The sequence below is a fragment of the Empedobacter sp. UBA7248 genome, from assembly GCF_002472945.1.
In the GTDB taxonomy this organism is placed as follows: domain Bacteria; phylum Bacteroidota; class Bacteroidia; order Flavobacteriales; family Weeksellaceae; genus Empedobacter; species Empedobacter falsenii_C.
Map to the genome: position 1 here is coordinate 93,742 of NZ_DKSU01000003.1, position 21,585 is coordinate 115,326.

Consider the following 21,585-nt stretch of genomic DNA (forward strand, 5'->3'; position numbering starts at 1 on the left):
TAGAAACCATGATAGCAATATTCAATAAATTAAAAACAGTATTACTACTGTTAATCCTCTCAGCATCATTTTCGTTGGCATCTTGTAGCAAAGATGACGGACTTGAAATACAAAACGATTTTCCTTTCGAAATTAATGTAATGCCAGTACCTAAAGAGGTTGCCAATGGACAAACCATAGAAATACGCATTACCATTCAGCGTACAGGCAATTACAATAATACACAATATTATTTACGATACTTCCAATTTGACGGAAATGGAATATTGCGGTATTACGATGATGCTCCTTATCTACCGAATGACCTCTATTCATTACCTGCGGAACAATTTCGCTTGTATTACACGTCAAATTCCATTGTATCACAATCCTTCGATATCTGGATTTCGGATAGCTTTGGGAATGAAAAACAATTGAATTTCCAGTTTAACAGCGTTAATTAAGATAGAAAGAAATCCTGCCCAGAAAGCAGGATTTCTTCTCTTTGTGAAATGCTGAACGCAAAATTTTTCGTATTTTTAAAGGGTAGATTTAAAGCTTTTATTATGATTGCATCATTGGTTATCGGAATACTATTTTTGGTTGGAGGATTGGTACTGCGTTACTGGATTAACAGAAGAAAGTTTTACAGACGTAGTCCAATGGGCGCAGAAGGATTTTCATCTTATGAGAGTTCTGTCTTTATTAAACTTCTTGAAAGGATCGGTAAATGGATAGCTTACGCAATGATAATTTTCGGATTATTAGCATTATGGGCTTATTCTCGTGAGAAAAAAGAGAAGGAAAAAGAAACTATCGAACAACCTGTTCAACGTAAATAATTTTTATAAATACCTCTTTAAAATAAATTGGACAACCTAAAAGTTTTCCGATTTTATGTTTTTTAAGGGTATCAACCATATCAATAATACTACTCACATATAAGCAAATTTTATGAAGATTGTGTTTTCGTATCGGAAGCACTTTACTATCTTTGTAGTAACATATAGAAAAATCTTAAAGTGTTTTTACTTTAAGTCCCACATTGAAAACTGGTAATTTTTAAGACAACGGGACAATAAGGAAGAACGCTCATGCCATAGGCGTGGGCGCTCGCTTATTCGTTGTCGGGTATACCAGTGCCTCAATGTCGGTGTAAGTGTAGTTGCCTGCGCTTTATTTTTTGTGCAGAGCTACATCAACCTCTAAAAGATATTGTATATGGAAACTGGTACTGCACAACAAAAAATCAATCTCGCATTTATCAATGATAAAAGTCCTTTTCTGGATTGTATTTATAATGAACTCATTGCTTCCGGATTTGAAGTGTTTTTCCGTTCAGAAAACATTGATGAAGGATTATCGCAATTATCTTCATTAACAGAACTGCCCAACGTTTGTATTTTTGATCTCGACTTTTACGACAAAAATATATTGGCGCAGCTTCAGGAATTCAGAACGAAATATCCCCAAATTAAACTTATTGCCCATAGTGATATTGACAATGAAAAAGTTGGCAAGAAGCTTTTGGGTATTGGTTTTTCGACCTATTTACTAATTGGTAGTGATGCTGATCACTTTAAAAAAGCTATCTATAGCAATTAAAGACTATATTTTATAATAATCCAACGAAAGAACATGAGTAATACGCTTTGGGTAATTATACTACCAATGATACATGATGAATTTTTCGCTACCTTCTCGATCAATATAAAAAACACCATAGTAAATTGAAATATCCAAACTTAAATTTAGGTATATTTACTATTAATTTTGATACAGTTATGTCAATTACACAGGCTTTGTCTCCTACAGCATATTTCCAAGATAACCATAAATTGATAGCGTTATATCCACTATCGGAATCTCAACTGTTATCAAATTTGCAATTCCTTAAAGATCGAATTAAGGTTATTTTTTTAGAGAAAGGTAATACCATCACCATTGATTTTAAAACTTATGATCTTTCGGATGATGCTTTGTTTTTTGTGAATGTAAATCAATATGTGTGGATTGATCATATTACAGGCGAATCTAATAAAATAATCGGTTATAATAGAGATTTTTATTGTATACAGATACATGATAAGGAAGTTGCTTGTGATGGTTTATTATTCAGTAACGTATTACAGTTACCCATGATTCAATTAGCAACTGAAGAATCTAATAAAGTAAAAGAATCATTAAGAGAAATACAAGATGAAATGGACTTAGCAGATTCGTCAACTGAAGAAATGTTGAGAATTTATTTAAAAAAATTAATTATATTTTCAACTCGTATTTGGAAAAAACAAAATTTAGAAAACAAAATCAGTTCGAATATACCTCTCGACGTAGATTTGTTCAGAAACTTTAGTCAATTAATAGAAATACATTACCGTTCAAAGCATTCGGTCAGTGATTATGCCGATCTTTTGGAAACTTCTCCCAAGATCTTAACAACGAAATTTAAAAAATTAAATCTTGAAAACCCAAATGAATACATTAAGAATCGTATCATATTAGAAGCAAAAAGATTATTAATATACACCTCATTAAGTATTAAGGAAATTGCATATACGTTAGGATATGATGATCCTGCCTATTTTAATCGTTTTTTTGTGCAAAGAATGGGACAATCACCTTTGAACTTCAGGAACGAAAACTCAAAAAACACCTAATAATCCAACAATAAAAACCAAAAAATTATAATTATCGCCATAAAAAAGAAAAAAGTACAATACTTAATGAAATTCGTCTAATGATTCAGATGGTAAACCACAGTACCTTTGTCCTATCAAAATTAATAAGTACATAAGATGAAAAAATTATTATTAACAAGCGCAATTGCATTAACTCTAAATTCATTAAGTATGGCACAACAAAGTAAACCAGCAGCAAATGATTTAAATATTTCTAAAGAAACTAGAGATTTTTTAAATGTATTAAACCAAGGAGGCGGATCCCCATTGGAAACTTTAGCACCCAAAGATGCTAGACAGGTATTAGTAGATGCTCAAGCATCTGTAGATTTTGATTATTCTGATATTCAGGAGTCCGAAAAAGTAATTAGATACAATGGACAAGATCTAACATTGCATATTGTAAAACCTCTTCATGCGAAGAAAGATTCACCCGTTTTTATGTTCTTCCACGGCGGTGGTTGGGTATTAGGAGATTATCCTACACATAAAAGATTGGTTCGTGATTTAGTAGTACAAAGTGGAGCTGTAGCAGTTTTTCCTGATTATACTCCGTCACCTGAAGCGCAGTTTCCGGTAGCGATTAATCAAGCATATGCAGCAACAGTTTGGGTTGCAGAAAATGGGAAAGAGATTGGAGTTGATGGCAGCAAATTAGCAGTCGTTGGAAACAGTGTCGGAGGAAATATGGCTGCTGTTGTGGCTTTAATGGCAAAAGATAAAAATGGGCCGACAATTCAACAACAAATTTTATTATGGCCAGTAACTGATGCCGATTTTACCAGACGTTCTTATGATAAATTCGCACAAGAAAGATTCCTTACAACACCATTAATGCAATGGATGTGGGATAATTATTTGCCTGACGCAGAAAAAAGAAAAAACAAATACGCATCACCATTGCAAGCGAGTCTTGAAGAATTAAAAGGATTACCTCCAGCATTAGTACAAGTGGCAGAAAATGACATTTTACATGACGAAGGTGAAGCTTATGCCCGTAAGTTAGATGAAGCTGGCGTACCGACAACAATTACTGAATACAAAGGTTTTATTCACGATTATGGAATGTTGAATCCCTTAGAACATATACCAGCAGTTAAAACATCCATTATTCAAGCATCAGCGGTATTAAAATCTGCATTATTTGCGAAATAATAAATAGTTTAGCTAAACACAAATAGTCCGATTAAATCGGACTATTTGTGTTTAATGACGTTTAAAACATAGATGCTAGATATCAAAAAATATGACCATAATCTAATTATTGATTTCTGATAGAATAGAATTACTTTTTGAATTTCGCAAATGACTGGTAAACAGCATAATCACGAACTATTTCCATATCAACCAACAGTTGTTCCCATTCCAAAACATGTGGTTGCTTTAATGTAACATTCTTAAAATGTTCGATATCTTCATTCCAAGCCTCATAAACTAAAAACTCTTCGGGTTTCTGAATGTTCTGATGAATTGTTGCATGCATAAAATTCTCCTGCTCATCTATTTTTTTAAATAAATTTGTAAGTGCTTCTTTAAATTTTTCGTAGTTATCAGTCTTTGCTGTAAATTTAATTACGAGAGTAAACTTTTCCATTGTAAAGGGATTTAATTATTTATTATAGAAATTCTTTTGAATTCTTTTGCAAAGATAATGTTAACGTATTTATATTTGTAACATAGTATCAAAAAGTAACTGTAACCTTTCGGTAACCAAGTAACATATGACAGCGATAAAAGCCCCAAACAACGAATGCGATGCACACGTACGAGCAGTAAATGATGCTATGTATGTGCTGAGTGGCAAATGGAAAATTTCAATTCTTGCCTCTCTTTGTTTTAACCAAAACCGTAGATTCACGGATTTACTCAATGACGTGAATAGAATATCTAATAAAATGTTGAGTAAAGAAATCAAAGAATTAGAATTAAATAAGCTTGTTACTAGAACTGTTCTTGACACACGCCCTGTTACCATATTATATGAACTAACTGCCCATGGAAAAAAATTAACAACTGTGATTCGAAGTCTTTCAGATTGGGGAACGGAGCATCGTGAAGAGATTAGAAAAACATAAGGTAATGTTAATACCAACAATGTTTTAAGTTTGTATTGGGTTAAAAGCCAAAAATATTAGACTAACACGGTGCGTAACTAAAGTCAAACTTTATTTTGACTAATTAAAAAAAGTAAGATAAAAGGTTTGCAAAAAGAAAAGGAGAAACTTTCAATTTCTCCCTTATACCGATATTAATAGTAGAACCTTTTATTAATCCTTTGTTACCAAGCAATTTCGCCTGTTTCGGGATTGGTTTCTTCGCTAATGAATTTCCCTGTCACTCCGTCTTTGTCTAACAAGGCATATTTTACAATGCGCTGTGCAGCAACTTCTACTTCACCACCATTGTAACCTGTAAAATCGGTTTTCGTGTAACCCGGACAAATTGCATTTACTTTGAAACGTGTCTCACGAAGTTCGTAAGCCAAATGAACAGTATACATATTCAAAGCGGCTTTTGATGAACCATAAACAGCATATTTTGCAAAGTTGTAACCTAACCAATTAGAGTCACTTTGAAGTGATAATGAACCAACGCTTGTACTTACGTTCACAATTCTTGGCTCATCTGATTTTTTAAGCAAATCAATAAATGCCTGCGTTACTCTTGCTACTCCAAAAACGTTCGTATCAAATGCTTCGAAAAATTGACTTGGACTTGCTTCCAATGCTGTGTAAGGTATACCACCAGTGATACCGGCATTATTAATTAAAACATCCAAACGGCCTGTTTTATTGCCGATTTCAATACGAGCATTTTTTACGGAAACATCATTGGTTACATCAATCTGAATGGCTTCTACATTTGTTAATCCTTCTGCTTTCAGTTTTTGAGATGCTTGTAAACCATTGTCTAAATTTCGGCTTCCAAGATAAACGTAAAACCCTTCTCGTAAAAGTTGTTTTGCTGTCTCAAAACCTATGCCTTTGTTTGCTCCTGTGATAAGTGCTGTTCTCATTTTCTATCTTTTAATATTTATGATGTAAAGTTGCATCATTAAAAAATGAAGTTATTTACCAAATGGTAAAAACTAATTTTAGCGAATGTTTTTTCTAATTCTGCTCAACGATTGTTGTGTAATGCCCAAGTAAGAAGCAATATGAGCAAGCGAAACACGATTAGTTAACGTCGGATAATTTTCAAGAAATTCCAAATAACGAGTTGTTGCGTCTTGTGAAATGACAGGACTCTTTCTTGATTTTTGATAGAAACATTTTAGTACCATTTTATTTTTAATATTGTCCCATCCCACAATAGTAAGCGAAAGCTCGTCCCAATTTTGTTTTGAAAAGACAACCAATTTACACTTGGTACTTGCCTGTAAATATTCGGTAGAAGTAGAATTGTTTTCAAAATTGGTATAATCGACTGCTAAATTATTTTCGGGAATAAAGCAACGTGTAATTTCTTCTCCTTTGTTATTGTAATAGCAACCACGAACAATCCCATCCACTACGAATGCTACTTGTCGGGGGATTTTACCAGCTTCCGAAAAATACTCATCTTTGCTAAGTTCTATTTCTGTTACTCTACTTGTAATAAGGTCTATTTGTTGTTTGTTTAAGTTCCCAAACTGCAAAATATATTCAATCAATTTTTTCATTGTTACAAAATTAGTAATTGATGTTATTTAATTATTTCACATTTGGTAAAAAAAATGTTGTCAATATTAATTAGAATTCTTTTTCCCTCCGCTGAACAGCCAGTATAATTTCATTATGATACCCTTAAAGAATAGTCCACTTTTGATTATAATTTGATTTTCTGTCTTGTTTTTTTCTCGGGACTTTCACCCTTTGTTTTCGCAATAGCTCCTTGGATATATTTAAAATTAGCTTTCTTTTCTTCTGTCAAACCATTCACAAATAATCGCACAGGGACATTGCAATTGTCTTCATTAACAGAACTACCCAATGTTTGTATTTTTGATCTCGACTTTTACGACAAAAATATATTCGCACAACTCCAGGAATTCAGAACGAAATATCCCAGCATTAAACTTAATGCTCATAGTGATATCGACAATGTAAAGGTTGGCAATACGCTCTTAGATATTGGATTTTCGAACTATTTACTAATTGGCAGTGATGTTGATAATTTCAAGAAAGTCATAAAATAATTAATTAACAGACTTCATAAAATAAGAAACCTCGCTTAAAAAGCTTTAAACGAGGTCAAATATTTTGATTACTTTGAAGAAATACTATTTGTGAAACAGTTATTGTTATCCATCTGCTTTTATTCTTCATCAATTATTATATCTGGCATTGTTGGATAAGATGTCATTAAGCTAATCATTTTAGGAAGAAACCACTCTCGACAAATATCCTCATACATGGTTCCTAAATTTGTTAACTGATGCCACAAAACAATAACCTTATCTTTCATTATCCTCCAATCGATTTCATCACTTTTTAGAAGAACTTTAATTTGCTCTAAGTCAAATCTTGCTTGTGGTAATACTTGCCATTCGTTATGTAGCCATATATCCAAATCTTCTATTTGAGATACAAAATATAAAAGTTGAGTTTTAATTTCATCAGGTTCATATTGTTTATCTTTCTCTATTTCATTACGGTACGTCCAAACCGGATAATCATTGTAGCCGAAAATATGTTTGATTTCATTTTTTTGAAATGAAAATTTCGAAAAAGCAGCAAGAAGTTTAGCTCTTTTTCCATAAAATTTAAGTGCATTATTTGCAATATCAACGTTAGATAGTTTGTTAAGTGCTGGTATTTTGAACGTCAACGAACTTTGTTCAACATATTTCGGGATCTGTGGTAAAATTATTTTATCAATATAATCGTTTATACAAACAAAATAAGTATCTCTATTTTTGATATCAACAACGAATAATAACACAGGAACACTACCCCCAAGTGATTGAATCGTGAAAATTGAAGTCGTGTCAAAAGGATATTTTACTACATCAAGTGTTGTATATGATTTTCTATTTTCTTTCCATACTCCTTTTGCAACATTTCCAACTTCATAAATAATTTCTTGTTTGACTTGCAATTCTTTGACAGATTTTACTTGAACATAAATGAATTCGCCCAGGGTCTCAGCAATATTATTATCAATTAATTCAAAAAGTTCAATAACTAAATCAATTCCATAATCTGGTCGATTAAATTCTCTTATTACCCAATGTTTTGGAATTTGACTTTTAATAATTTCATATGATTCGTCCTCCATTAAATGTTGAAGAACTCTTTGCTTCTTTCTAATCATTTGGGTTCTTTAAAGTGACGCTTAATTTTTAAATTTCCTTTTCTATCAATTTCTTCTAATAACGTTTTGAATTTTTCTACACTCGAAAAGTCATTTATCGATATAAGGTTCAATTCTTTTTTTGCTTTTTGATATGAGTTTCTTGCAAAACCATCATAGCCAATTTCTGCTTCAAATTTTTCAGCTACTTTTTTACTCCAATTTTTAAGAATTTCTACTTTTTCTAAAAGCTCTTTTCTCGATAATTTTTTGGATGTTATTTGCCCGTGAAAAATCTTATTACGATCTTTTACGATTTCTTTAATTTTTTCGAGATCTTCATTATAATTCTCACCGTAAATTGATTTGACAGATTTTGAGTAAATTTTATCTATTCCGTTTATAAAATTTTCAAAATACATATCTCTATTGTCGGAAAGTACATCACGTAACTCAAGAGCATGTTTGGTTTCAGAGAAATTTGAATGTTGAAATATTAAGAAAGTAAATATTCTACGCATTTGTTTCTCAACTTTTATTAAAGCTAAAATAAATGCATCAACACCTCTAGTTTCAAAATTAGAAGTGATTAGTAAATCTACAGTTGAGAATTCGTGTTTAAAATCCATATATTTTTGTGTGGTTAGTCTTTCAGGAGCGCTTCGGAGCTTGGCGTCAGAGGTATAAATTGAATTGAAAAGTTTTAATTTAAACAAAAATCAGTTATTTTGTAAAACCATGTTAACGGCTAGATCTTATTTCTTCTTGCTTTTCATTTCGTTAAAAAAAACATCCTGTCGTTTTGCTTGTTCCTTTAAATCTTCCTCAGTTAAGTCAGGTAATAAATTAAAATAGTTGATTACAGATTTTATTTCTTCATCATTCTCAATTACCTGATTAAAATATTCCTTATATTCTAATGGTATTAAACTATTTACCATTCCAGATTGTATATCATTTAAATATCCTGACATAGGTCCTTCTATACCAAACTTCTCTTCAAAAGGTACTCCTATTAAAATCACAGGGTTATATAAGGATTGTAAAGCAACAATCTCTTTAACAGTCTTAATGTATAAATCACAAAATAATCTTAAAGTATCAGTTTTAATTGTTGGCATAGAAGTTCCTGCCGAAAAGAAATTTGTATTGTTTAATTCCCTATACCCTTTCAATTGTCCTTTATTATGACTAAAATCAGACAACAGCCAATATAATTTTTGAAGATTAGTCTTCCATTCACATTTCTCATTTATATCTTTAAATCGTCCATTTTTAATCAATTTACTCAGAACATTTGAAAACCCAGGAGTATCTTCAATCGACATAATCCATTGGACAGCTTTTTGCTTATCAACTCCCTCTGATGATAAATAAACAGCTGTAACCGTTAACTCTAAAGCTCTTCTTAAATCTGAAAACGACGATTTATATGAACCAATCAATGCGTGTTTTATGGAATGATCAAGTTCCATTTCAGTTTCGGTAGATGGATAATATCCAAGTTTCTCCAATTGACTAATTTCTGCTATAATCGTTTCTGAATGAAAATATTCTATGTAATCAATCGCAAGTTCTAATTCAGGGTAATTTTTATATTTCGTTTTAATAAATTCAAGGCTTGCCTCAACTCTGTTGTTAATTCCATAAATAAACATTCTACCTTTCTTTTCAATTGGGGTACTATTTCCCATTAGTATTTTTGTAAATTCATTCATATGCTGAGTCCTCATTTATCCTTATTTATAATTCTTAAATATGCTCAACTCGTATTTAGTAAAGTCGCAATTAATTCATTTTTATAATCGTAAACTAAGTTAATGAATTTAAGAACCACTTTAACAGGTATCATTTAAAAATACGTTATCAATAAAGCGACGTTCTTTTGCTTCTTTTCTTTGGTCGCTGTGTGAAAAGAAAAGATGTAAATTCAAAATCAAATATTGGGATACCGAATATCCCACGAAAATATTTCGCAACCTATTTTGATAAAATGACGAAGTAAACAATTTATCAAAGTGGTTGCACCATATTTAGTAAAAAAACGTTTTTGACCATCGGAAGAAATTGTTTTTTAACTTCCCAAATCCTATTCAAAAATACGGATTCACAAATCCGTCAAAATATTTCGCAAGTTGTTTGCTTTATGCGGAGCATTTTGCAAAGTGGTTGCTCCGATTAAAAACGAAAAGACGGTTCCGACCAAAGGAAGGATTCGTCTTTTCGCCGCCAGTCCTAATACTTTAGGGCTGGCAAATTTTTCTTTCCAATAACGTTTCTAATATTTCACAATCACTGTCATAGATTTCACCCTCAAAAGAGTAGGTATCTGTTTCTTCATCAAACTGATATTGTTCAAAATCTTCATCATCCAAATAAATATCTGTGAGTAGCTTGTCCGAAAATGTTACTCTACCATATACAAGATTACTTATTTCCTCATAATCCTGTACAAAATTCACCTGGTAGTAGGCTGCTATCTTTTGAACAATTTCAATATTGGGTGACCATTTTGTTTCGTATTGAAAAATACCTGTGTCGCCTTCATTCGAATAGATATTAAAAAAGTAACCACCATTTTCATCGGTGACAAAATCAGGTAATTGCCCTTGGTTTGTTTTTTCTTCCTTGCTTCTCATTGTTCGGAAAAGCTGTTCTATCTGTTTGATAGCTTCCTCGTTTCCCTCAAAAACTATCGTATTACTGCACCAATTTGCCATACTATTTGATTTTAGTAGGCTACCACCGATTAAAGTGGTAGCCTGTTGATTTATTAAATTAAGTTTAGAATATCCGCACCATCTGTCGCAAAAGAGGTACATAAATCGAATGCTTTCTGTGATTTGAGTTGAGCCGTTCCACCCAATACAATACTTTGCAGTTTGGCTTCATCATTTTTGTAATTCCTTACGTTTTGATAGTAGCCTGTTACGGCATTGTACGCTCCAAACAAAGTGCCTTTGGTCGTTTCCATTTGCTGTGTATCACTTATCATCGCATAAGCAAAAGCATCTTCAACAACATTTTTAAAAACGGTTGACATCTCGTCTTCAGCACCTTTTTGCAGTAAATCCAATGTTTCTTTATTCGGACAAAGTGCCAACTGGATTAACTTTTTAACCTCTTGGTCTGTTACTTTTACCTTTGTCCAACCATTGAAGATACTTTCTAGCTGTGTACTTAGCGTATTAGCCAATCCCATAATTTTATGAGCATTCTCAATACGTTGTTTTGCTCCAGAAGTGTGTTTGATACGCACAACATTCGTCATATTGCGTAAAGAAGCGTTTAGAGTATTTTGGCAAACAATACGAATTGGTGTAAACGCTGCTGTAATACTTCCGCTACCATCGTGCGAGGTTGTGAGGAAAATATATTTTTCGGTTACGTCATCGCCATTGCCCACACGAATATAATCGGGCAATTTGGCTGTAATAAATATACGTTCTCCATTTCCTAACGCTCCTGCTGTTTCGTACAGAATACCATCGCCACCACCTACAATAGCGTCGAAAAAATTAAAAGCTTCTCTATTTTGTACGATATGGTAATCTTTACCGACCACACCCAATACGGCATTATTATCGGTACGAATATTAGCAAAGTAGTTAGGTACTTCCAATTCGTTACTGCCTATTTCGATACCTTGTGCCGTTTCAATAATTCCCGAACCTTTGGTAAATAGTGGCGATTTTACAACTTCGTAATCTAAACCCGCATGTTTAATTGCTTCTGCACTTGTCGGGTATTGCTCTACAATTTGCCCCAATCCGTGCCATGCTTTTTGTTGTACGCTAAAAAATGAATAACGTCCTGTTTTCTCGTTAAAATTGATATTATGTGCCATGATTTCTAAAATTATGATGTTAAAAAATGATTGAATATTTGTGTTTAAAATGGGAGGTCGTCCTCCGTTCCTTCTGCTGTAACCTTGATACTCGTAAATTTTGTAGAAGCTTGTACAGTTTCGTTTCTTTTGATACCTCCGTGAAACTTGATGTTTGAAGTATGGAAATTTAATCCTGCCCTTGGTTCTCCGTCATTCCCTGTCCACGCTCTAGTGCTTACCCTGCCTGTAAGTTCTACTAAAGTACCTTTAGTCAATAGCGTTGCAACCTTGGCAGAAATCCAATAGGCACAATCGAAATAAGTCGTTTGCTCTATGCGTTCGCCTTGTTTGTTTCGATAGCTTTCATTAGTAGCTACTGAAAAACTTACTACCTGTTTGTCTTGTGACGTGGTGCGTACTTCCGCATCCCTCGTCAATCGTCCGATAATGTTCATAATCGTTCCTTTTTAAAATTGTACAATTTGTTATGTTCGCTTTTCTTGTCACCTGCTTACTTTTGATGTCGCTCGCCTTGCTTCGCATAAATTTTTCCAAAAGAAAAACCGGAAAAAAGAAAGCAGACGATCAAGGCGGTCAATAGAAAAAGCCAAAAGGAAACGGAATAATTGGAGGGTACCTTTAGGGAGGAAACCGTTTATGCCGTAGTCTTTTGGTTGGACTAGAGCGTGGGGTGACCGCCGTACTTTGGCTGCCTTTTTATCGGTTGATTATGGAAATATTCTGTTCTTAATTTTGTGGGATAATAGTAGGCTGTGAAAACCTACAAGAGAAGTTTGAAAAAAGGATGTCTTACTAAAATAGAGAGGAGATTCTTTTTTCAAGTTTCTATTTAAGAAATAGCCAAAAGCTCTTTTACAGCGAGGGATTTGCGAGGGGAATGTAAATGTGCTTTTGTTTATAAAAAATAAGGACATAAAAAAAGCAGGATTCCGAAATCCTGCATAACTCAGCTATTTCTCTTTTGACTTGATTTAAATTTATTCCTTTACAACAATCATAAGCGATGTTATTTCATAGAGCCTACAAGTGAATAATTTCGTAAATTTGAAGTAAAGAATGAGCTCTCAACACGTAACAATTAATGACAGATAAGGATACAAAAAGACTAACTAGATTAACCTCCATTTTAATTCAATTACAGTCTAAAAGACTTCTAACGGCGAATGAACTTGCAGAGAAATTCGAAATAAGTAAACGAACCATTTATAGGGATATTAGAACTTTGGAACAAGCTGGTGTTCCGGTATTGACGGAGGAAGGAAAAGGCTACACATTAATGGAAGGATACCGAATTCCTCCTGTTATGTTTACTGAAAACGAAGCCAATGCTTTAATTACGGCCGAACAATTGGTACGAAAGAACAAAGATGCTTCATTGGTAAAGGATTATACAGATGCTATCCATAAGATAAAAGCTGTCTTACGGAATAACACAAAAGATAAAGCCAATTTGCTTTCGGAAAGAATTTTGTCTGCGCAGAATTTAGAAAATAGTCGTACCAGTAATAATCTGTCGATTTTACAACTGGCATTAACGAATTTTAATCTTGTTCAGATTCAATATCATTCACCATATAATGATGAAACAACCCAACGAACCATAGAACCGTTTGCTATTTATACCACGCAAGAGAATTGGTTATTGATTGCATTTTGTCGTCTACGTAAGGATTACAGGTCATTTCGACTCGATCGTATTAAGAGTTTACTCGTGTTAACTGATTCTTTTGAAAAACATAAAATCACGTTTGAAGAATATATTGAAATGACATTAAAAAAATGTGATTAACCCTTGCCATAGGGTTGTCACAGTTGTGTTTTATTTTTGTAGTGCATTTAAAAATAAAGAACAAAATGAACAATCAAACCATTCAAAAATTTCAGATCATTGGAATTTCAACTCGTACAATTAATACAAATGGACAATCGGCAATTGACATTGAAGTATTATGGCAAAAATTCTGGAAGGAAGATATTCAAAGTCAAATACCTAATGTGATTAGTGATGAAATTTATGCTGTTTATACAGATTATGAAACTGATTTCACTGGTGCTTACACCACCATTATTGGTCTGCCTGTAAGTTCATTGGCTATAATTCCCGATGGATTTGTCGGTCTCGAAATAGAAACTTGCACGTACCAGAAACTTGTATCAAAAGGAAAGATGCCCGAAGCTGTCGGAAACACTTGGCTGGAAATATGGGCTGATAAAGAATTAAATTCAAAACGCGCTTACAAATCTGATTTTACAATCCATGGCAAAAAATATTATCACGGAAATGATGCGGAAGTGGAAACTTATCTTTCGGTTACTGAGTAAATAAGCCCTTAAAACCAAACTTAGTTCTCCTTCTTAAATCGATCGGTTTAAGAACCGATAGTAAGGGTGTTGAAGAAAATAATGAAAAGGAAACAGGAAGGGATTTGCTTCAACACTCTTAATCAAAAATCAATTCAAAGCTCTTTTATGTGCGGTGGGATTAGCAAAGGGTAAATAAATGTACTTTGAGGATAAAAATAGGGGTATAAAAGAATCAGGAACGTTAAGATTACTGCATTTTTGTAGAGATTGTTTCCAAGGTTTTTCCTAAAAAGTGGAATGTACTTACACCAATTAAATAATATAAAAACACGATTTAACTACAATATTCATTGATTTAGCTACTATAGCCGTTTCGCAATTATTCAATTTTGCATCATAAACTAAAACAAGTAAAAAATGGAAGCAAAAAAAGTATGGTTTGTAACTGGTGCATCAAAAGGACTAGGCCTAATTTTAGCGAAGAAATTATTACAACATGGCTATCGTGTTGTGGCTACTACACGTACTCTAGAATTCCTAGAAAAAGAAATCGGAAGCACCACCGCTCTCTTTTTGCCGCTTGCGGTCAATTTAGCGGACAACAATGATGTAAAAACTGCCATTGAAAAGAGTATCGCGCATTTTGGTAGAATTGATGTCGTTGTGAACAATGCTGGTTATGGTCAAATTGGGACATTGGAAGAACTGACTGATGATGAAGCAAGAGGAAACTTTGAGATTAACGTTTTTGGAACGTTGAATGTTGTTAGAAATGCAATGCCTTATTTAAGAAAGCAAAAATCAGGACATATCTTTAATGTTTCATCGGTAGGTGGTGTTTTTGCTGGTTTTCCTGGTTGGGGTATTTATTGTGCTACAAAATTTGCTGTTGCAGGATTTACCGAAGCATTAGCCGAAGAGGCAAAAATATTTGGGATAAACGCTACAGTAGTTTACCCGGGTTATTTTAGAACGGATTTTCTCTCTAAAGGTTCTGTAAAAACACCGGATTTGCCGATGCAGGAGTATGAAACCGCTCGACAATCCGAACAGGCACATCTTGAAAGCATCAGTGGTAATCAGCCCAATGATCCCGAAAAAGCTGCGGATGTATTGATTGCGATCAGTCAAGAAAAAAATCCTCCTGTACACTTGTTGTTAGGCAATGATGCTTACGACATTCTGAAAAGAAAAATTGAAATCATGACAAACGATGTTGAACAATGGAAAAAACACACGCTTTCTACGGCATTTTAATATCGATTATTTTCTTAATCATAGGTTGTATAAATATTAAATAAATACCAATGGAACAAAATAAAACAATAGAAGAAACAAAAGATTATATCGGTATGTGGGTAACGAAAGATGGTTATATTCGACACGAATTACTACCCAATAACCGATATGACGAAGCACGTGGAAACCAAAAAAGTGCTTATCAGGGTAATTATAAAATTTCTGGCAATCATATTGATTACAAAGATGACACAGGATTTACAGCAGACGGTGTATTTAAAGACGGTGTTTTATATCACGCTGGGATGATTTTATATAAAGAAAAAAACTAAATTAGCATTATGGAAAAAACATTCCGCCTTGATTCAATAGCCCAGTTTCACTCATTCTGTAACCTACCTAATCCAGAACATCCGTTGATTAGTTTGATTGATTACAGCAGGGTTTCCTATCCCTTTGATGATACGAATGTAAAATGGATTCAGAACTTTTATACGATTGGATTAAAGCGGAATGTCAATGCTAAATTCAATTACGGACAACAACAGTACGATTTCAATTCGGGTGTTTTGTCTTTTATTTCACCTCTTCAATTTTTGAATCTAGAAATCAATCAAGATATTATAGCAGAACCAACGGGCTGGTTATTGCTTATCCATCCCGATTTTCTTTGGAATACCTCTTTGGTAAAAAAAATAAAATCTTTTGATTTTTTTCAATATGCGGTAAATGAAGCTCTTTTTCTATCAGACAAAGAAGAGAAAATTATAGCTGATATTCTTTTGAAAATAGAACAGGAATATCAATCCAATATGGATAAATATAGTCAAGAACTTATTGTTACTCAACTCGAAATGTTACTCATTTATGCAGAACGCTTTTACGAACGTCAGTTTATCAACCGAAGAAAATCAAACCACGAACTGTTAGCGCGGTTTGAAACATTACTTTCGGAGCATTTTGAAAGCAACAAATTAGCAGAAAAAGGAATACCTACTGTAGCTGATTTTGCTGAAAAACTAAACATTTCACCTAATTATTTAGGAACACTTTTACGCTTACACACCAAACAAAATACCCAGCAGCACATTCAAAACAAACTGATTGATTATGCCAAACAGCAATTGAGTACAACTAATTTGTCAGTGAGTGAGATTGCATACGAATTGGGATTTGAACATCCACAATCCTTTAGTAAATTATTTAAACAAAAAACAAAGCAAACACCTTTGGAATTTAGGCAGTTTTTCAACTGATAAATTGTAAACGCTATTATTACCTTAAATACATTTCATTCACAAATAATTCAAATACATATTTTTAAAACAAAATATCCAATAAAAGCTCCTTTATGCGCTATGAATTTACAGTGGAAGAATAAATGTGCTTTTAGGACGGAAAAATAGGGGCATAAAAAAAGCAGGATTTAGAAATCCTGCTTAATTCATCTTTCTAATATTCTAACTTCCATCAACTCCATCCATTAATTTCCGAATATCTTCATAACGATAATACATTAAACCACCTATTTTAGTATAGGGTAACGTTTCATTTAGTCGAAGGTTTTGAAGTGTACCTGGCGAAATTCCTAATAATTTACGCACCTCATAGCTTTTCAACCATTCCTTTGGTTCTTCTGCTGATTTTCTAGGGTGTGGCGTATTTCTTCTAATTTCTTGCAAAAGTTCCTTTTTAAAGTTCTCCAAATCTTCTCGTGTAATAAGCTCAACTTTCATCTGTTCTCGTTTTTATCATTAAAACTCAATTATATCACAAAGGCAGAAAAAAAGTATTTTATACTAAATCATGCCTTATGAATCCAAATGAACAAAACTTTTATGTTGAGCTTTATAATATGGCGTCTATTGGTAGTCTTTGGCGCTAAAAGGTATTTTGCTTTCTAGAAATCATCTATTATTAGCAACCATTCGCTCCCTTAGATTCTGCATATCTTCACTCAGTTTATGTTCCACCACCTTTGCGTAAATCTGCGTAGTACGTATAGAAGTGTGACCAAGCATTTTACTTACAGATTCTATTGGCACTCCATTACTCAAAGTAACGGTGGTAGCAAATGTATGTCTTGCAAGGTGAAATGTGAAATTCTTATCGATTCCGCAGATTTCCGCAATTTCTTTTAAATAACCGTTCATACGCTGATTGGAAACGACTGGAAAAAGTGTGCCTTTTGCTACAGCTACAGGATGGTCTTTATATTTTTTAATCAATTGAACAGCCTCAGGCAAGAGAGGAACCTTAACTGATGTGTTTGTTTTCTGTCGGTTGGTCATTAACCAGTCCCGACCGTCGATTCCTTTAGCGATATTCTCTTGGGTTAGATTGAATATATCAATGTAAGCAAGCCCCGTATAACAACTAAAGAGGAACATGTCAAGTACAGCTTGTAATCGCTCAATTTTAAAGCTTTTCTTACTTAACACCTTTAGTTCTTCTTTCGTAAGATGACCACGTTCTACTTTATCAAAGTGGAGTTTATATTTGGAAAAAGGATCCTTCTCCAGTAAGTCCATCATAACAGCCATATTTACGATTTTTCGCAAACGTTCCATATGTTTCATCACTCCATTATTATTAAGAGATTTATGATGATCAACCGATTCATAATTAATAAGGAAGTTTTCAAAATCCAAAATGAATCTATAGTTGAGTTCATCCAGTGATATATCGCTTTTGTTATATTGATGTTTAACAAACTTTTTGAGATAGTTCTCTGTCGTGTAATAGTTCTTCATGGTGCCTGGTGCAAGTTTCCCAATAGCTACTTGCTTATGATAGTCAATCATCTTTAACAAGGTCATCGTTTCTTCTATATCCTCACCAAGGTACTTGGCTTTAACGGCATCCACCGAAACTGGTTTGTTTTGCTGTATCAATTCTTGATAGCTATCAAAAATCAATGAACGCACTTGTTCCAAGTGACTGTTCAATTTTATGATTTCATCTCGTTTTCCCTTCGCTCTTCCTTTTGCTTCATCCCAATTGTTGATCGATACTTTGCTTTTTAAGGAAATTTCAGCTCTTCGACCATTTACTGTAATTCGTGCATAAACAACAGCCATCTCGTCTTTTTTGTTTTTGGGTAACCGCAATACAAATTGAATCCCAAAGGTGTTTCTACTCTTCATATCCATTTATTTTAAGTTCGACAAATGCTCCTTAGCGCAGTTCTTTTGCCTCAACTATTTATGGGCTCACAGAAAAGAAGTCAAACAATAACAAATAGCATCAAAATAAATTAAATAAACAGCTGATTTACAGTTTACTAAAAGCTATTCGGTGAGTAAATTTAAAACTTAAAAAGACTCACCGTTTTACTCACATTTACATTGATATTCTTTAGGATATTTTGATACGAAATAAAACAAAAAACCCTCAAATTCATAGAATTTGAGGGTTTTTGACCTTACTTGTAGTAAGAGTGGTCGGGGTGGCAGGATTCGAACCTGCGACCTCCTGCTCCCAAAGCAGGCGCGATGACCGGGCTACGCTACACCCCGAATGGTGTATTATTATAAGCTTTAAAAAAGCGGAGAGACAGGGACTCGAACCCTGGCATCGGTTTCCCGATGACAGATTAGCAATCTGCTCCATTACCGCTCTGGCACCTCTCCTAACTTTTAAAAATAAGACTGATTAGTCTCATAAAGCGGTTGCAAATATATATTGACTTTTATTGCAAAACAAGTCTTTTTAGAAAAAAAATTAAATTATTTGGCTTAATTTTGGCTATTCAAAAGACTATTTAGAACTAAAAGAATGAATTTTAAAGGATTAGTATTTTCGGCAATTTCTTGTTTTTTTATTTTGGCTAGTTGTGCAACTAAAAAAGTTCCACCAAAAACAATTACAAAAGTAATTCGTGACACAGTCATTATTAATTCAAAAACAGATCAACCGGAAATGACTCGAGCTGCAAAGCTTGACAAGTACAAGGTGACAACAGATTATTATCCATCTATTTCGCAAGATGAACGTGTGCGATTTTTGGTGTTACACTACACAGCTATTAACACAGAGTTATCGTTAAAAGTATTGACTCAGAAAGATGTAAGTGCGCATTATTTGGTAAATGATTATGATGACAAAACAATTAATCTTTTAGTTGACGAAACAAAACGTGCATGGCATGCAGGTGTTAGTAGTTGGAAAGGATTGGATAATATTAACTTTTCTTCTATTGGTATCGAAATCGTGAATCTTGGAAACAAAGGAACAGATGCTTATCCAAATTACACGCCTTATCCAGATTATCAAATCAAAAAAGTAGGTGAATTGACACAAGATATTGTGAAACGTTATAATATTTCCCCTTTTAACGTAATTGGGCATTCTGATGTTGCGCCAGGAAGAAAACCAGATCCGGGTCCACTTTTCCCATGGAAAAAATTATATACAGATTACGGTGTTGGTGCTTGGTACGATGATACAGACAAGTATGTATTTATGCAACAATATCCTTGGGATACAACAAGTTCAGTTTTTATCACTCAAGTGCAAACTGATCTTAAAAAATATGGGTACAACGTTCCTACAAATGGAATGATAGATGCACAAACTAAGAATGCGATTGTGGCATTTCAGATGCATTTCCGTCCAGAAAAATACGATGGAGTTGTAGATGCTGAAACTTGGGCAATCTTGAAAGCATTGAACAAAAAATATAATCCTTAAATCAGTTTTGATTTAGAGAATAAAACTCCTATTTGATAGGAGTTTTTTTATGGGATAAACTTTCGGTAAAATAATATGAATAAATAACATAATTATCATTAAAAATGGAATTGAGAGTTAAGAAAAATTGAAGTAATTTTATCCAAAATAATATAACATGGCTTTTAAAAGTTTGCGCCCAATAATTTGGACGAAAGATTTACAAAAAACAACAAAATTCTATAAAAAATTAGGATTTAAAATTGCTGATCAAAATGAAGATTGGATTTGGGCTTGCTTGCAAAAAGACGATGTAGAAATTATGTTGGCTTATCCAAATGAAGGAGCAGATTTTGAACGAGCTAATTTCACAGGTTCTTTTTATTTTGTTGTAGACAATATAGACGAGTTGTGGAATCAGGTGAAAGATGATTGCGAAGTTGTGTATGAAATTGAGACCTTTGAATGGGATATGCGCGAATTTGCAATCTACGACAACAATGGTTATATCTTACAATTTGGACAAGAAATAGAAGTTACATTCGAAGATTAATTATGATCTCAAAACGATATTACAACATTATTTTAGCGATAATTATTCTTATTATTCCTGTTGTTTTTTACATGATTATTAACACTATGGTTAGTATAAAATATGAAACCGACGGAGTTGACACTTGTATTTCTACTATAACAGGAAAAAATCTTTGTTCGCAAATCGATCAATTAAAAGTTACTATTTACATTGACATGATTGTGATGATTTTCTGGTTAGCCCTAAGAAATTTGATCGTAAAAAAATAGCTTATGGATTATCATTTCGAAGAAAAATTTGAACAAATTAATTTCTCAGAAAATCAAAATATAGCTGGTGAATACGAGAATTGTGAGTTTTTAAGTTGTGATTTGAATGGATTAGATTTAAGCGATATCAAATTTATTCAATGTCAATTTATCGAATGTAATTTGAGTAATTCGTCTTTAGAAAATACAAGCTTTCAGCAAGTTGAATTTATTAATTGTAAAATGATTGGTTTCAATCTCGAAAATTCAAACAAATTTGGATTAAGTATTTCATTTGAAAATTGTACGTTAAACGACTCATCTTTTTATGAATTACCGTTAAAAAAGACAAAGTTTAGCAATTGTTCTTTACAAAATGTAGAATTTTCTTTTGCAGATCTCAGTCAAGCCTATTTTATGAACTGCAATTTGGCTCACGCCATTTTCTATCAGACCAATTTAAAGCAAGCCAACTTCAAAACGGCTTATAACTTCACTATAAATCCGAATGATAATGAATTAAAAGGTGCTCAGTTTTCCAAAGAGAATTGTATTGCATTGTTAGATTATCTTGGAATTAAAATAGATTAAAAGAAGGTTTCGAACAAAATCGAAACCTTTTTTATGCTTTCTACTTATAATATTCTAATCACAATAAATAATTTCAGATTATATTTTACTAAATCATAACATTTTAGAATAAATTACTTCTATATTTTATCAATTTGTCAATAATTATTTCTTGATTTAATAAATAATAAGATTATTATTGCATCTTTTTTTGATAAATTTTCTGAAATAAAT

Annotated in this window: 26 protein-coding genes and 2 tRNA genes; 15 read left to right on the forward strand and 13 right to left on the reverse strand. The window is 33.0% G+C overall.

All coding sequences use genetic code 11. The features are described from left to right. Positions 1–8 precede the first annotated feature (8 nt). From B4A23_RS01390 to B4A23_RS01410, 5 genes are all read left to right on the forward strand, one after another. On the forward strand, positions 9–443 hold the full coding sequence (locus B4A23_RS01390) for a DUF3872 domain-containing protein (protein ID WP_291115980.1): 435 nt from the start codon (positions 9–11) through the stop codon (positions 441–443). Positions 444–545: 102 nt separating this feature from the next. Beyond that, entirely contained in the window at positions 546–821 is a 276-nt protein-coding gene (locus B4A23_RS01395) for a molybdenum ABC transporter permease (protein ID WP_291116227.1), read from the forward strand. A 379-nt stretch (positions 822–1,200) separates the two neighbouring features. Next, positions 1,201–1,584, forward strand: coding sequence for a DNA-binding response regulator (locus B4A23_RS01400; protein ID WP_291115983.1), 384 nt, complete (start codon positions 1,201–1,203; stop codon positions 1,582–1,584). Between the two features lie 125 nt (positions 1,585–1,709). Further along, the gene (locus B4A23_RS01405) at positions 1,710–2,639 is read left to right on the forward strand and encodes a helix-turn-helix domain-containing protein (RefSeq protein ID WP_291115986.1); all 930 of its coding nucleotides are present in this window, start codon (positions 1,710–1,712) and stop codon (positions 2,637–2,639) included. Positions 2,640–2,777: 138 nt separating this feature from the next. After that, positions 2,778–3,815 carry an alpha/beta hydrolase gene (locus tag B4A23_RS01410; RefSeq protein WP_414647045.1) on the forward strand — a complete coding sequence of 346 codons (1,038 nt, stop codon included), beginning with the start codon at positions 2,778–2,780 and terminating at the stop codon, positions 3,813–3,815. A gap of 130 nt (positions 3,816–3,945) precedes the next feature. On the opposite strand, the gene B4A23_RS01415 is transcribed toward B4A23_RS01410, so the two are convergent. Beyond that, positions 3,946–4,254, reverse strand: coding sequence for a putative quinol monooxygenase (locus B4A23_RS01415; RefSeq protein WP_259190202.1), 309 nt, complete (start codon positions 4,252–4,254; stop codon positions 3,946–3,948). Positions 4,255–4,381: 127 nt separating this feature from the next. Here B4A23_RS01415 and B4A23_RS01420 point away from each other — a divergent pair, with 127 nt between their 5' ends. Then, a complete protein-coding gene (locus tag B4A23_RS01420) occupies positions 4,382–4,735 on the forward strand; it encodes a winged helix-turn-helix transcriptional regulator (protein WP_291115991.1) in 354 nt (117 codons plus the stop codon). A gap of 203 nt (positions 4,736–4,938) precedes the next feature. Here the strand turns inward: B4A23_RS01420 and B4A23_RS01425 are convergent, their stop codons facing one another. The 8 genes from B4A23_RS01425 to B4A23_RS01460 all read right to left on the reverse strand — a co-directional run bounded on the left by B4A23_RS01425 (position 4,939) and on the right by B4A23_RS01460 (position 12,218). Beyond that, on the reverse strand, positions 4,939–5,676 hold the full coding sequence (locus B4A23_RS01425; RefSeq protein WP_291115994.1) for an SDR family oxidoreductase: 738 nt from the start codon (positions 5,674–5,676) through the stop codon (positions 4,939–4,941). Between the two features lie 78 nt (positions 5,677–5,754). Further along, on the reverse strand, positions 5,755–6,321 hold the full coding sequence (locus tag B4A23_RS01430) for a Crp/Fnr family transcriptional regulator (RefSeq protein WP_291115997.1): 567 nt from the start codon (positions 6,319–6,321) through the stop codon (positions 5,755–5,757). Positions 6,322–6,956: 635 nt separating this feature from the next. Beyond that, on the reverse strand, positions 6,957–7,955 hold the full coding sequence (locus tag B4A23_RS01435; protein ID WP_291116000.1) for a DUF4365 domain-containing protein: 999 nt from the start codon (positions 7,953–7,955) through the stop codon (positions 6,957–6,959). After that, entirely contained in the window at positions 7,952–8,650 is a 699-nt protein-coding gene (locus B4A23_RS01440) for a hypothetical protein (RefSeq protein ID WP_291116003.1), read from the reverse strand. Before B4A23_RS01440 ends, B4A23_RS01435 begins: the two co-directional genes overlap by 4 nt. A gap of 39 nt (positions 8,651–8,689) precedes the next feature. Further along, complete coding sequence (locus B4A23_RS01445) at positions 8,690–9,652, reverse strand: hypothetical protein (protein WP_291116006.1); 963 nt, start codon at positions 9,650–9,652, stop codon at positions 8,690–8,692. A 525-nt stretch (positions 9,653–10,177) separates the two neighbouring features. Continuing rightward, positions 10,178–10,654 (reverse strand): hypothetical protein, encoded by a 477-nt coding sequence (locus tag B4A23_RS01450; protein WP_291116009.1) that lies wholly within the window; start codon positions 10,652–10,654, stop codon positions 10,178–10,180. Between the two features lie 53 nt (positions 10,655–10,707). Continuing rightward, positions 10,708–11,781, reverse strand: coding sequence for a DUF932 domain-containing protein (locus B4A23_RS01455; protein ID WP_291116012.1), 1,074 nt, complete (start codon positions 11,779–11,781; stop codon positions 10,708–10,710). A gap of 44 nt (positions 11,782–11,825) precedes the next feature. Next, entirely contained in the window at positions 11,826–12,218 is a 393-nt protein-coding gene (locus tag B4A23_RS01460) for a single-stranded DNA-binding protein (RefSeq protein WP_291116015.1), read from the reverse strand. 647 nt (positions 12,219–12,865) lie between these two features. Here B4A23_RS01460 and B4A23_RS01465 point away from each other — a divergent pair. From B4A23_RS01465 to B4A23_RS01485, 5 genes are all read left to right on the forward strand, one after another. Beyond that, positions 12,866–13,573 carry a helix-turn-helix transcriptional regulator gene (locus tag B4A23_RS01465; protein WP_291116018.1) on the forward strand — a complete coding sequence of 236 codons (708 nt, stop codon included), beginning with the start codon at positions 12,866–12,868 and terminating at the stop codon, positions 13,571–13,573. A 14-nt stretch (positions 13,574–13,587) separates the two neighbouring features. Then, entirely contained in the window at positions 13,588–14,106 is a 519-nt protein-coding gene (locus B4A23_RS01470; RefSeq protein WP_349679933.1) for a GyrI-like domain-containing protein, read from the forward strand. Between the two features lie 399 nt (positions 14,107–14,505). Next, positions 14,506–15,345 carry an SDR family NAD(P)-dependent oxidoreductase gene (locus tag B4A23_RS01475; RefSeq protein ID WP_291116021.1) on the forward strand — a complete coding sequence of 280 codons (840 nt, stop codon included), beginning with the start codon at positions 14,506–14,508 and terminating at the stop codon, positions 15,343–15,345. A gap of 50 nt (positions 15,346–15,395) precedes the next feature. Continuing rightward, on the forward strand, positions 15,396–15,659 hold the full coding sequence (locus B4A23_RS01480) for an Atu4866 domain-containing protein (protein WP_291116024.1): 264 nt from the start codon (positions 15,396–15,398) through the stop codon (positions 15,657–15,659). Between the two features lie 9 nt (positions 15,660–15,668). Then, positions 15,669–16,583, forward strand: coding sequence for a helix-turn-helix domain-containing protein (locus B4A23_RS01485; RefSeq protein ID WP_291116027.1), 915 nt, complete (start codon positions 15,669–15,671; stop codon positions 16,581–16,583). A gap of 204 nt (positions 16,584–16,787) precedes the next feature. Here B4A23_RS01485 and B4A23_RS01490 read toward each other — a convergent pair whose 3' ends face one another. The 4 genes from B4A23_RS01490 to B4A23_RS01505 form a co-directional block, all read right to left on the reverse strand. Then, a complete protein-coding gene (locus tag B4A23_RS01490) occupies positions 16,788–17,063 on the reverse strand; it encodes a helix-turn-helix domain-containing protein (RefSeq protein WP_291116030.1) in 276 nt (91 codons plus the stop codon). A gap of 171 nt (positions 17,064–17,234) precedes the next feature. Next, positions 17,235–18,473 carry a site-specific integrase gene (locus B4A23_RS01495; RefSeq protein WP_291116033.1) on the reverse strand — a complete coding sequence of 413 codons (1,239 nt, stop codon included), beginning with the start codon at positions 18,471–18,473 and terminating at the stop codon, positions 17,235–17,237. A gap of 294 nt (positions 18,474–18,767) precedes the next feature. Next, positions 18,768–18,845 (reverse strand) — tRNA-Pro (locus B4A23_RS01500). A 30-nt stretch (positions 18,846–18,875) separates the two neighbouring features. After that, positions 18,876–18,959, reverse strand: a tRNA-Ser gene (locus tag B4A23_RS01505). 145 nt (positions 18,960–19,104) lie between these two features. Between B4A23_RS01505 and B4A23_RS01510 the strand changes: the two genes are divergently transcribed. The 4 genes from B4A23_RS01510 to B4A23_RS01525 all read left to right on the forward strand — a co-directional run bounded on the left by B4A23_RS01510 (position 19,105) and on the right by B4A23_RS01525 (position 21,372). Next, positions 19,105–20,019 (forward strand): N-acetylmuramoyl-L-alanine amidase, encoded by a 915-nt coding sequence (locus B4A23_RS01510; RefSeq protein WP_280051687.1) that lies wholly within the window; start codon positions 19,105–19,107, stop codon positions 20,017–20,019. A gap of 157 nt (positions 20,020–20,176) precedes the next feature. Beyond that, positions 20,177–20,551, forward strand: a complete 375-nt coding sequence (locus B4A23_RS01515; RefSeq protein ID WP_280045753.1) for a VOC family protein — start codon at positions 20,177–20,179, stop codon at positions 20,549–20,551. A gap of 2 nt (positions 20,552–20,553) precedes the next feature. Further along, entirely contained in the window at positions 20,554–20,802 is a 249-nt protein-coding gene (locus B4A23_RS01520) for a hypothetical protein (protein ID WP_038333664.1), read from the forward strand. 3 nt (positions 20,803–20,805) lie between these two features. After that, positions 20,806–21,372, forward strand: a complete 567-nt coding sequence (locus tag B4A23_RS01525; protein WP_291116039.1) for a pentapeptide repeat-containing protein — start codon at positions 20,806–20,808, stop codon at positions 21,370–21,372. Positions 21,373–21,585: the final 213 nt, after the last annotated feature.